We start from the raw sequence: 10,626 nt of genomic DNA on the forward strand, positions 1-10,626 counted from the left end.
TAGAAACGTAGTACCTATCGCTGAACTCAATGAAATCAGGGAATGCCCGCGATCGCTGCAACACTTGATGCTGTTGAGTTCTACGATGGTGCAACTGATGCACGAAAAAATGTCGCAACCGGGTTGCGCCTAATGTGCGTTATTGCTCACAAAATGCGGTTGCAATGCAGGAAAACCCTGCCGTTTCAACAATATTGCCCGTCGCATAATTGGAGTTACAATGCGCGCGTTCTCAAGGCTTCCGGGTCTCGAGCAATGAATTTAGCAAGGCGCTGGAGACCCACTTAATGCGAGTCACGTTTGCTTACGCCGTGCCTGCTCCGGCCGCGGTTGAGATGCTGACCGCGTGCAGCAAGAAGAGCGATGGCGAGGCGGGGACAGACGAAAAGGTCGCCGCTGACCATGCGGCCCCATTAATGGGAAGAATTGCCTATGCAGGCAAACACAACGAAAACGGGGCGCAATTGGCGGTCGAGCAAATCACCACCGAAGGGCGGGCGAACGGCCTCCAGCGCAACGAGGCCTCGGATACCCAGGCCACTATCACGACGATCAACAGTGTTCAGCCGGACGTGAGCAAGCCCGGCGGAATGGACACGACGGGCGGGCCGCGTCCGAAGCAGGCGGCCACGTTCGGAATCAGGGCAAAAATCCTTGGCGGCGACGGCGTGTGTACCGACAAGGTGGGTGAGCTGGCGGGATCCGCCATGCGCAACCCGGTCTGCTCGAAGGCGGAAGTCGCGCTTTCGACCATGACCCCGGGAGTGGACTTCGAACAGCAGGGCGAAGACCGTTCCCACACGCCGGTGCAGATTGACGCGCCGTTCACGTATGAGGCGCTGTGCGTGATCGTCGATGCAATGAAGCGCGCCAATTCATTCGACGCGCCCAAGGTGCTGGCTGCGATGCCGTCCACCGGTTACGGGGTAACCGGCCACATCGCATTCGACCACAAGGGTGATTTGAAAGAAGGCGCCATTACGCTTTACGACTTCAGGGACAGCGAACGAGCGGTCCTCGACGCCGTAGAGATGTGATGACGGGAGTACAGCCTGACGGCACCTGGCCCACCCAATGGTGTCGTTTTTGCATCCGGTTCCGACGAAGCGGCGACTGCATCCCGGTCGCATGACGAGTTGGCGGCGGATAACCCTTACCGGTCTTTTACATCAGTACCCGCAGTGCCGTTGCGATTCCGAACAGCATGACCGCCCACCGGTTGATGCAGGACGCGAATCCAGTCGCACGGGCTAAGGAGCATTAAATGGATATCTTCATCCAGCAGATCCTCAACGGACTGGTGCTTGGCAGCGTTTACGCCATCATCGCACTAGGCTACACGATGGTTTACGGCATCTTGGGCATCATCAACTTCGCACACGGCGATGTGTTGATGGTGGGCGCGATGGTTGCGCTCTCTGCCATAGGCGTGCTTCAGAACCACTTCCCGGGGCTAGGCAATGTGCCGACGCTCATCATTGCGTTGATCATCGCAGCGGTAGTGTGCTCGGTGGTCGGCTATACGATCGAGCGCGTGGCCTACCGGCCGTTGCGCCGTGCGCCGCGTCTGGCGCCGCTGATCACCGCCATCGGCGTGTCGATTCTGCTGCAGACGCTCGCGATGATGATCTGGTCGCGCAATCCGCTGCCGTTCCCGCAACTGCTGCCTACCGATCCGATCAACGTGATCAAGTCCGGGCCCAACAATCCGGGCGCCGTGATCTCGATGACTGAAATCGTGATCATCGTGGTGGCGTTCCTCGTGATGGGCGGCCTGCTGCTGCTCGTGCACAAAACGAAGCTCGGCCGTGCGATGCGCGCGATTGCCGAGAATCCGAATGTGGCGAGTCTGATGGGCGTGAACCCGAACTTTGTGATCTCCGCGACCTTCATGATCGGCTCGGCGCTGGCTGCTCTCGCCGGTGTGATGATCGCGTCGGAATACGGCAATGCCCACTTTTATATGGGCTTCATCCCCGGCATGAAGGCCTTTACCGCGGCAGTGCTGGGCGGTATCGGCAATCTCGGCGGGGCGATGGTGGGCGGCGTGCTGCTCGGCCTGATCGAACAGCTTGGGGCGGGCTATATCGGCAACCTCACGGGCGGGGTATTCGGCAGTAACTACCAGGACGTGTTCGCATTCATTGTGCTGATCATCGTGCTGGTGTTCCGTCCGTCGGGCCTCTTGGGCGAACGTGTTGCGGATCGCGCGTAAGGAGTAATTAGACATGACCTCAATTCAACCGATCGAGCCGTCCACGACGCTCATCCCCGAGAAGAACATGACGAAGACCCTGACGGTCGGCGTCATCACTGCAATCCTCGTCGTCGCCGCGCCGATGATCATCGGCGCGCTGGGCGGCAACTACTGGGTGCGCGTGCTCGACTTCGCAATGCTGTACGTGATGCTCGCGCTAGGCCTCAATGTGGTGGTGGGCTTTGCCGGCCTGCTGGATTTGGGCTACATCGCGTTCTATGCGGTGGGCGCCTATGTGGCAGCGCTGTTGTCTTCGCCGCACCTGATGAGCTTCGCCTGGATCGCACACCTGTTTCCGGGCGGCTTGCATGCGCCGATCTGGATCATCGTGCCATGCGCGATGGGTCTCGCGGCCCTGTTCGGGATCCTGCTCGGTGCGCCGACGCTGCGTCTGCGTGGCGATTACCTCGCCATCGTGACGTTGGGCTTCGGGGAAATCGTGCGGATCTTCATGAACAACCTCGACCGTCCGGTGAACATCACCAACGGGCCGCAGGGGATCACGGGTATCGACCCGGTGAAGATCGCCGGTTTCAACCTCTCGCAGACCCACAACTTCCTCGGCTTCCAGTTCACCACGGTGTACATGTATTACTACATGTTCGTGCTGTGCGCTTTGCTGGTGATCTGGGTGTGTACGCGTCTGCAGCATTCGCGTATTGGCCGTGCGTGGGCCGCCATCCGCGAAGACGAAATCGCCGCCAAAGCAATGGGCATCAACACTCGTAACGTGAAGCTGCTGGCGTTCGCGATGGGCGCCTCTTTCGGCGGCCTGTCGGGTGCGATGTTTGCGGGCTTCCAGGGCTTCGTGTCGCCTGAATCGTTCACCTTCTGGGAATCGGTCGTGGTGCTGGCCTGCGTGGTGCTGGGCGGTATGGGCCACATCCCGGGCGTGATTCTCGGCGCGGTGCTGCTCGCCGTGTTCCCGGAATTCCTGCGCTCGACCATGGGCCCGCTGCAGAACATGATCTTCGGCCATGAAATTGTCGATACCGAAGTGATCCGTCAGTTGCTGTACGGTCTCGCGATGGTCCTCATCATGCTGTACCGCTCGGAAGGCCTGTGGCCGTCGCCGAAGCATGAGGACAAGATTGCGAAAATCGCGAAGCGCAACAGCAAGAAGCCGGTGCGCGCCTGAGGCCTGATTGGAGAAATTCTATGAGCGATAAACAAATCCGTCTGTCCGTGAAGGGCGTGAACAAGCGCTTCGGCGGTCTGCAGGCGCTGTCCGACGTGGGCCTGGAAATCAAGTCTGGTGAGATCTACGGCCTGATCGGTCCGAACGGTGCCGGCAAGACCACGTTCTTCAACGTGATCACGGGCCTGTACACGCCGGACTCGGGTGACTTCAAGCTCGACAACGTGAACTACACGCCGACCGCGGTGTACCAGGTCGCGAAGGCCGGTATCGCCCGTACGTTCCAGAACATCCGCCTGTTCGGCGGCATGACCGCGCTGGAAAACGTGATGGTGGGGCGTCACGTGCGCACCAAACATGGTTTGTTTGGCGCAGTGTTCCAGACGCCATCGGAGCGCAAGGAAGAGCGCGAGATCAAGGAACGGGCGCTGGAGTTGCTGGAGTACGTCGGCGTGCTGCAATACGCGGACTACACCTCGCGCAACCTGTCGTATGGTCACCAGCGCCGGCTCGAAATTGCTCGCGCCCTGGCAACGGATCCGAAGCTGCTGGCGCTCGACGAACCGGCTGCAGGCATGAACGCAACGGAGAAGGTTGAGCTCACGAAGCTGCTCGACAAGATCCGCGCGGACGGCAAGACGATCCTGCTGATCGAGCACGACGTGAAACTGGTGATGGGCCTGTGCAATCAGATGACAGTGCTCGATTACGGCAAGGTGATCGCCCAGGGTCTGCCGCAAGACGTGCAGAAGGACCCGAAGGTGATTGAGGCATATCTGGGTGCGGGGGTCCACTGATGGCTACGGCAATGTTGAAAATCAAGGGCCTGCAGGTCAATTACGGCGGCATTCAGGCAGTCAAGGGCATCGACCTGGAAGTTGCGCAGGGCGAGCTGGTCACGCTGATCGGCGCGAACGGCGCGGGCAAGACCACGACGATGAAGGCGATCACGGGTCTGAAGGCGTACGGCGCGGGCGATATCGAGTACATGGGCCAGTCGATCAAGGGCCTGCCTGCGCACGAGTTGCTCAAGCGCGGTCTGGCGATGGTGCCGGAAGGCCGCGGTATCTTCGCGCGCATGTCGATCGTCGAGAACATGCAGATGGGTGCGTATCTGCGCAACGACACGGACGCGATCAAGGCGGACGTGGATCGCATGTTTGGCTTCTTCCCGCGTCTGAAGGAGCGGGCCTCGCAGTACGCTGGCACGTTGTCGGGCGGCGAGCAGCAGATGCTGGCAATGGCGCGCGCGATCATTAGCAAGCCGAAGCTGTTGCTGCTGGACGAGCCCTCGATGGGTCTGTCGCCGATCATGGTCGAGAAGATCTTCGAAGTGGTGCGGGCGATCTCTGCTGAAGGCATGACGGTGCTGCTGGTCGAGCAGAACGCGCGTCTGGCGCTGCAGGCGGCGAATCGTGGCTACGTGATGGACTCGGGTCTGGTGACGATGTCCGGCGACGCGAAGCAGATGCTCGATGATCCGAAGGTGCGGGCTGCTTACTTGGGCGAATGAGTGGGTGAATAAGCTCGGTGAATGAGTGGCTAAACCGGTCACTCTGACCTGTGCAAGAAAAAAGGCCGCATGCGTCGTTTAAGCATGCGGTCTTTACCATTTCCGACGCGCCTCACGTAACGAGGTAACGAGGGCGATCAAGCAACCAGCATTACGCAGCGGAAGGTGCGCTTGTTGTTTCAACCGCGGCAGGCGCGGCGTCCGCGTATTTACCAAGCCGCTTGCCCAGACTGATCACCGCATCTGCGCGATACCCAAGCGCTTCATAAAAAGCGCGGATATCTTCCTTCGCCGAGAGCACCTGCAGATTCACCTTCGGGCAGCCACGCGCAGTCAGCGCCGCCTCCGCATGTGCGACCAGCTGCTTGCCGATGCCGAGCCGCCGATACGCCGTGTCCACCGCGAGCGAATACATCCAGCCGCGATGCCCGTCATAGCCCGACATCACCGTGCCGACCACAGGTCCATCGAGTTCAGCGACAAAGAACAGCTCCGGCTGCGTCGCCATCTTGTTGGCGATCGATAGATGCGGGTTGCGCTGCGGCCGCGTGACGTCCCGGTACTCGGGAAACGCCTCTTGCCACAACGCGACCACGGCATCGGTGTCGCTGGCTTCGAAGCAGCGGATCGAGAGCGGTGTGGTCGTCGTCATCGTCATGTTTGCTCCAGGCGGATTACAGTGTGTCGAGAATTGACTGCAGCATGGCCATCATCTGATCGATTTCTTCGTTCGTCACGTTCAGGGCCGGCATGAAGCGCAGCAGGTTCGGGCGTGCCGCGTTCAGCAGCAAACCGTCCGGCTGCAGGTTGCGCGCCTTTTCGACGATCTGGTTGCCGATGTCCTTGCCGAGCAGCAGCGCGCGCAGCAGCCCTTCGCCGCGCTCGCCCTTGAAGCCGCGTTCTTCCGACAGTTCCAGCAGCTTCGCGCGCAGATACTCGCCGCGAGCCCGCACGCCTTCGAGAAAGCCCGGCGCGGTCAGTTGCGAGATCACCGAGTAGCCCACCGCCGTCATCAGCGGATTGCCGTTGTAGGTGCCGCCCTGATCGCCGGCTTCGAACACTTCGACCGCGGCCTTGCATAGCAGCGCCGCGAGCGGCACGCCGCCGCCGATGCCCTTGCCGAGCGTCATGATGTCCGGCTCGATGCCCGACAGCTCATACGCGAACAGCGTGCCGGCGCGACCGCAGCCGCTTTGCACTTCGTCGACGATCAAGAGGATGTTGTGCTTCTGTGTCAGCGCGCGCAGTTGCTGCATGAATTCGCGCGTTGCCGGGATCACGCCGCCTTCGCCCTGGATCGGCTCGAGCATCACGGCGACGGTCTTGCCGTTGATGAGCTTTTCGACCGACGCGATGTCGTTCAGGTCGGCCTTCGGGAAGCCCGGCACTTGCGGAGCGTAGATCGTGTCCCAGCCCGGCTTGCCGCTTGCCGACATGGTGGCGAGCGTACGGCCGTGGAAGCTGTGGTCGAACGTGATGATCTCGTAGGCGCCGTCCTTGTGCTTCTTGCCCCACTTGCGCGCGAGCTTGATGGCGCCTTCGTTCGCTTCGGCGCCGCTGTTCGCGAAGAACACCTTGTCGAAGCAGCTATGTTGCGTGAGCAGGCCCGCGAGCTGCGCCATCGGCGCGTTGTAGAAGGCCGGCGACGGATTGATCAGCAACTCCGCCTGCTTGTTCAGCGCTTCGATCATGCCTTCGTTGCAATGCCCGAGGCTATTGACCGCCCACCCCTGGATGAAGTCGAGATATCGCTTGCCGGTATTGTCGTAAATCCACGAACCCTTGCCGTGCGTGAAAACGATCTCGGGCCGGTTGGTGATGTACATCAGCGACTCGACGGGGTACTCATTGAAATTCATGGCGGCAGGCTCCGGGCGTTGCGGGGTGAAGGATCAGTAAAAAGGGACGGAAAAAACAAAAAAGCCACGGCATGCCGTGGCTTTCGTGATTCGAACAACATGCGCCTCATCGGCGCGAATCCGTGACAAAGCCGGCGGCGTCCCTAAGGGAGCAGCGAGCGGCGACGTCGGAGTTCGGACTGGATGCGGTTCATGCGCGAAAGAATACGACAACGCGAGCGCCGGTGTAAACCATGAATTTCGTCTACGGCGGATTTTTCGGGTCCGCCGCGCAGGCTTTCAGAGCTTACGGTGGCGCATGCACGGTTACACGGCGGGTTATGCCGGCGAGTTACACCGGATTGGCGAGGTCAGCTGCGCTTGTGAAGGAATCCGCATAGAACTCGTCTTCCGGCAAGCCATGGTGCTGCGTGAAATCACGCTGCGCCGACTCGACCATCACGGGTGCGCCGCAGGCGTACACCTGATACCCCGACAAGTCTGGCAGGTCTTCGATGACGCTACGATGAACAAAGCCGGTGCGGCCGGTCCATGCGTCGGCCGGGTCCGGCTCGGACAGGACGGGCACGAACTTGAAGTTCGGGATTTCGCGCGCCCATTGCTCGGCCAGCTCCAGCAGATACAGGTCTTTTTTGCGACGCGCGCCCCAATACAGCGTCATCGGCCGCTCGAGGTTCTTGAACACCGCATGTTCGACGATGGCCTTCAGCGGCGCGAAGCCGGTGCCGGAGGCGAGCAGCACGATCGGCTTGTCCGAATCTTCGCGCAGGAAGAACGTGCCGAGCGGTGCTTCGAAGCGCAGGATATCGCGCTCCTTCATGGTGTTGAAGACGTGATCGGTGAACGCGCCGCCGGGCATATGGCGGATGTGCAGTTCGATCGGGCCTTCGACATGCGGCGCATTCGCCATCGAGTAGCTACGGCGCTTGCCGTCCTTCAGGATGAATTCGAGGTACTGACCGGCGAGGTATTGGAGGCGCTCGTTGGCGGGCAACTGCAGTTTCAGCACGATGACGTCGTCGGCCTTGCGTTCGATCGCGTTCACGCGGCACGGCAGTTTCTTGACCTGTACATCGCCCACACCGGCCACTTCGCGGATGTCGATCTCGAGATCGGTACTCGGCGTCGCACAGCAGAAGAGCGCCATGCCGCGGGTTTTTTCGTCGTTCGACAGCGCCGACGACGAGTGCGGGCGCTGCTCGACTTCGCCGCTCAGCACGGTACCCTTGCACGAACCGCAGGCGCCGTTCTTGCAGCCATACGGCAGGCCGATACCCTGGCGCAGGGCGGCGGTCAGGACCGGTTCATCGGGTTCTACTTGAAACTGCCGGCCGCTTTGCCGGAGGGTTACATTAAATGCCATAGCGTGTTCGAGTTCGAAGAGTCGGTAATCGGTGCGAGCCGTCCTTGACGGCTACAATGCGTCCACCATGAAAGCCACACGAAACTTGCGCCGACCGCGCGTGCTCATTGTGGGCTGCGGCGATGTCGGCATGCGTTGCGCCGAGCTGCTGCGGCCGCGCGCGCACCTTTTTGCGCTGACAACCCAGCCGGCCCGTTGCGCCGAATTGCGCGCGGCGGGCGTGACGCCGATAGTCGGCGACCTTGATGCGCGCCGCAGCCTGAAGCGGCTTGCGGGCCTCGCGCCACGCGTGCTGCATCTGGCTCCGCCGCAAAAGACCGGCGACGACGACAGCCGTACACGCGCGTTGCTCGCAGCCCTGAGCGCACGCCGCATCCGGCCCGCACGCAGTGCGGTTGCGCCGGTAGCGCGGTTGCGCCGCCTTCGCGCTGCATGGATGGAACGGGAAACAGCCGATATTGTACCCGACGGGGTAGGGCACCCAGCCGGTTCGCGGCCGCCTGTGCGCATGGTTTACGCCAGCACAACGGGCGTCTATGGCGACTGCGGCGGCGCGCTGATCGACGAAACGCGTGCGGTCCGCCCGGCCAACCCGCGCGCGCTGCGACGGGTTTCGGCCGAACGGCAGCTGCGGCGCGCCACCGCGCGCGGCGCCGTGCAGGCGAGCATTGCGCGCATTCCCGGTATCTATGCCGGCAACCGCTTGCCGCTCGCGCGGCTCGAAAAGGGCGCCCCCGCGCTGATCGATGCCGATGACGTTTACACGAGCCATATTCACGCCGACGATCTCGCCGCGATTCTGGTGCGCATGATGAGGTTCGGGCGGCGCGGGCGGGTGGTCCACGCGTCCGACGATACGATGCTGAAAATGGGCGAGTACTTCGACGTGGTGGCTGATGCGTATGGCCTCGAACGTCCGCCGCGAATCACGCGGGAGCAAGCCGAGGCGCAGATGGAGCCGATGATGATGTCGTTCATGCGCGAATCGCGGCGACTTGTGAACGAGCGGATAAAGCGGGAGTTGCGGGTGCGCCTGCGCTATCCGACAGTGGCGGATTTTCTGCGCAGCGCGCAGGGTGATGCTGAGGCGAGCGGCTAAAACGCCGACTGAGGACGAGGTGAGCGCCAACTGAGCGCGACCACTTCCGGGCGGCTGATGAAGCCGCACCAGGCGACGCCACGCCGCACGCCAGCGCCACCAGTCTCAGCCAACCTCAGGTAAGCGCGGGCAGTGCTTCCAGCAGCAGAAAACAGAGGACTGCGCCGATCAGCGCGCCAATCAGGCTCGGATGATACTTGTGCCGCATGTGCATCACGATCAGCAGCGCGCCGACCAGGACCACGGCAAGGCAAACAAACGCAATCATCGCGGCCGGGATCTCGAACGAATTGTTGATGACCATGGCGCCCCTCCCTGAAACCTTTGTAGTCATTGTTTAATCGAGTATAGGGCGACTTGTCAGGAAGGGCATGCTGCGTCGCAGCGCAAAGGGGGCGGAAATGATGCGCTTTGTGGGGCGGTGCACACAGCATTCTCGACGCCTCGGGGCTGGGCGCCTTTATTACCGGTTTACCCGCTCCGTAAAGATCCGAGGTCGGCTTCGTCGAGCCATTGCCACGCGCCTTCGGCTAACGTCGCGGGCAAGCTCAAACCGCCGATCCGTTCGCGATGCAACGCCTCCACACGGTTGCCCGCCGCCGCGACCATCCGCTTGACCTGGTGGTATTTGCCTTCGAGCACGGTGAGTTCGAGCGAGTGCTCGCTGCTGGCATGCGCTGCGACGGCGGCGATCGGTTTTGGCTCGCCGTGCAGCAGCACGCCCTCGCGCAAGGCGCTGAGTTGTGCGTCGTCGAGCGGATGGCGGGTGGTTGCGATGTAAACCTTCGGCACCTTGCGCTTCGGTGAAGTGAACGCATGGACGAACTTGCCGTCATCGGAGAGCAGCAGGAGCCCGGTCGTGTCCTGATCGAGCCGTCCGACGCACTGCACGCCGCGCGCCGCGAACTGTGGCGGCAGCAGGCTGAAGACGCTCAGGTGATGCTGCGGTTCGCGCGAGCATTCGTAGCCGGCGGGTTTGTTGAGCAGCAGATAGGCGTGTTCGCGGTACGGCCACGTTGCGCCGTCGACGGTGAAGTTGAGCGCCTCGGTTGGGACATCGGCATCGGGATTGGCGTGGACGGCGCCGTCGATCGTCACGCGGCCGTCAGCGATCAGCGCGCGGCATTGACGTCGTGAACCGAAACCCTGGGTGAATAGAACGCTTTCGAGATTCATGGGGGACGAAGGAACGGCAGGGCTAAATGCAGGCGACAGACCGCAGTCCGCGATCCGTCGCTTCGCATGCATTCTACCCGGCAACGCCGGGGTTCCCTCGCTTAGCCGAAGCGCCTCAATGCTGCACGCCCGCGCGCCGCTCCACAAAACGCCGCACATAATCGTCCGCCGGGCGCGTGAGGATTTCGTTCGGCGTGCCTTCCTGCACCAGGGTGCCGTCG

Annotated in this window: 11 protein-coding genes; 6 read left to right on the forward strand and 5 right to left on the reverse strand. The window is 61.9% G+C overall.

Features of this window, described 5'->3' with window-relative positions; genetic code table 11:
- The first annotated feature begins 287 nt into the window (after positions 1-287).
- The 5 genes from P3T40_RS12085 (at position 288) to P3T40_RS12105 (ending at position 4,908) form a co-directional block, all read left to right on the forward strand.
- Positions 288-1,037: a hypothetical protein gene (locus P3T40_RS12085; protein ID WP_429267913.1), complete on the forward strand. Its 750-nt coding sequence runs from the start codon at positions 288-290 to the stop codon at positions 1,035-1,037.
- A gap of 227 nt (positions 1,038-1,264) precedes the next feature.
- The gene (locus tag P3T40_RS12090; protein WP_429267914.1) at positions 1,265-2,215 is read left to right on the forward strand and encodes a branched-chain amino acid ABC transporter permease; all 951 of its coding nucleotides are present in this window, start codon (positions 1,265-1,267) and stop codon (positions 2,213-2,215) included.
- A gap of 13 nt (positions 2,216-2,228) precedes the next feature.
- Positions 2,229-3,395 (forward strand): ABC transporter permease subunit, encoded by a 1,167-nt coding sequence (locus tag P3T40_RS12095; protein ID WP_429267915.1) that lies wholly within the window; start codon positions 2,229-2,231, stop codon positions 3,393-3,395.
- A 20-nt stretch (positions 3,396-3,415) separates the two neighbouring features.
- A complete protein-coding gene (locus P3T40_RS12100; RefSeq protein ID WP_429267916.1) occupies positions 3,416-4,192 on the forward strand; it encodes an ABC transporter ATP-binding protein in 777 nt (258 codons plus the stop codon).
- Positions 4,192-4,908, forward strand: a complete 717-nt coding sequence (locus tag P3T40_RS12105) for an ABC transporter ATP-binding protein (RefSeq protein WP_429267917.1) — start codon at positions 4,192-4,194, stop codon at positions 4,906-4,908. Before P3T40_RS12100 ends, P3T40_RS12105 begins: the two co-directional genes overlap by 1 nt.
- Before the next feature lie 151 nt (positions 4,909-5,059).
- On the opposite strand, the gene P3T40_RS12110 is transcribed toward P3T40_RS12105, so the two are convergent.
- From P3T40_RS12110 to P3T40_RS12120, 3 genes are all read right to left on the reverse strand, one after another.
- Positions 5,060-5,560, reverse strand: coding sequence for a GNAT family acetyltransferase (locus tag P3T40_RS12110; RefSeq protein ID WP_429267940.1), 501 nt, complete (start codon positions 5,558-5,560; stop codon positions 5,060-5,062).
- 22 nt (positions 5,561-5,582) lie between these two features.
- Positions 5,583-6,767, reverse strand: coding sequence for an acetylornithine transaminase (locus tag P3T40_RS12115; RefSeq protein ID WP_429267918.1), 1,185 nt, complete (start codon positions 6,765-6,767; stop codon positions 5,583-5,585).
- Positions 6,768-7,098: 331 nt separating this feature from the next.
- Positions 7,099-8,130 carry a CDP-6-deoxy-delta-3,4-glucoseen reductase gene (locus P3T40_RS12120; RefSeq protein ID WP_429267919.1) on the reverse strand — a complete coding sequence of 344 codons (1,032 nt, stop codon included), beginning with the start codon at positions 8,128-8,130 and terminating at the stop codon, positions 7,099-7,101.
- 67 nt (positions 8,131-8,197) lie between these two features.
- Between P3T40_RS12120 and P3T40_RS12125 the strand changes: the two genes are divergently transcribed.
- On the forward strand, positions 8,198-9,229 hold the full coding sequence (locus tag P3T40_RS12125) for an NAD-binding protein (RefSeq protein WP_429267920.1): 1,032 nt from the start codon (positions 8,198-8,200) through the stop codon (positions 9,227-9,229).
- 115 nt (positions 9,230-9,344) lie between these two features.
- On the opposite strand, the gene P3T40_RS12130 is transcribed toward P3T40_RS12125, so the two are convergent.
- Together P3T40_RS12130 and P3T40_RS12135 are read right to left on the reverse strand one after the other, a co-directional pair.
- Positions 9,345-9,533: a hypothetical protein gene (locus tag P3T40_RS12130; RefSeq protein ID WP_429267921.1), complete on the reverse strand. Its 189-nt coding sequence runs from the start codon at positions 9,531-9,533 to the stop codon at positions 9,345-9,347.
- Between the two features lie 167 nt (positions 9,534-9,700).
- Positions 9,701-10,405: a pseudouridine synthase gene (locus P3T40_RS12135; protein ID WP_429267922.1), complete on the reverse strand. Its 705-nt coding sequence runs from the start codon at positions 10,403-10,405 to the stop codon at positions 9,701-9,703.
- Positions 10,406-10,626 lie beyond the last annotated feature (221 nt).

Source organism: Paraburkholderia sp. EB58 (assembly GCF_050436665.1).
Lineage (GTDB): Bacteria > Pseudomonadota > Gammaproteobacteria > Burkholderiales > Burkholderiaceae > Paraburkholderia.